Genomic DNA, 920 nt, shown 5'->3' with positions numbered 1-920 from the left:
GGGAGGATTTTATGAAGGTATCGATGACCGTTAACGGTCGTGTGGTTGAGGGTGACGTTGAGGGTCGGACGTTATTGTCTGGATTTTTGCGTGATCACTTGTCTTTGACCGGGACGCATGTTGGGTGTGACACGGCGCAGTGTGGGGCCTGTGTTGTTCATGTTGATGGTGTTGCGGTGAAGTCCTGCAACATGTTGGCGCTTGAGGCGGACGGGGCCGAGGTTGGCACGATCGAGGGTCAGGCGCATGCGGATGGGTCGCTGAGCGTGATCCAGCAGGCGTTTCAGGATCATCACGGGTTGCAATGCGGGTTCTGTACACCTGGCATGGTGATGAGCGCTGCGGCCTTGCTGAAGGACAATCCGCGCCCGACGGAAGCTGAGGTGCGCAAGTATCTTGAGGGCAATCTGTGCCGCTGCACGGGCTATCACAACATCGTCAAGGCGATCATGGCCGCTTCGGGCCAGGATGTAAGCCACATCGCCGCCGAATGATGCCGCTGCGGGCGTCAGGCCAGACGCCCGTGGGATGACAGGGGGTGCCTTGTGGCATCCGTTTATGGGAGGAGAACAAGCAATGCCCAAAGACAGTGGCATCGGAGCCAGTTCCAAGCGGCGCGAGGACGTGCGCTTTCTGACCGGAGCAGGCAATTACACCGACGACATCAACGTGGCCGGACAGGCCTATGTTTATTTCCTGCGCTCGGATATCGCGCATGGCCGGATCACCGGCCTTGATACCTCGGCGGCCGAGGCCATGCCGGGCGTGGTCAAGGTGTTTACCGGCAAGGATTTCGAAGGCGTGGGCGGCATGCCCTGCGGCTGGGAGGTGACGGACAAGCACGGCGCGCCCATGCAGGAGCCTGCGCATCCCATTCTGGCCCAGGGCAAGGTGCGCCATGTGGGCGATCCCATCGCCGC

The 920-nt window shown here is 61.0% G+C and carries 1 protein-coding gene and 1 pseudogene; both read left to right on the top strand.

Features of this window, described 5'->3' with window-relative positions:
• Positions 1-11 precede the first annotated feature (11 nt).
• Entirely contained in the window at positions 12-494 is a 483-nt protein-coding gene (locus ACXAG8_RS18495) for a (2Fe-2S)-binding protein (protein ID WP_475230687.1), read from the top strand.
• Between the two features lie 82 nt (positions 495-576).
• A pseudogene (locus tag ACXAG8_RS18490) lies at positions 577-920 on the top strand (xanthine dehydrogenase family protein molybdopterin-binding subunit); the annotation flags it as partial.

The organism is Ruegeria sp. ABD4_443, assembly GCF_056160865.1.
Note: the sequence above shows the minus strand (reverse complement) of the source record. Positions and strands in the feature narration are given on the sequence as shown.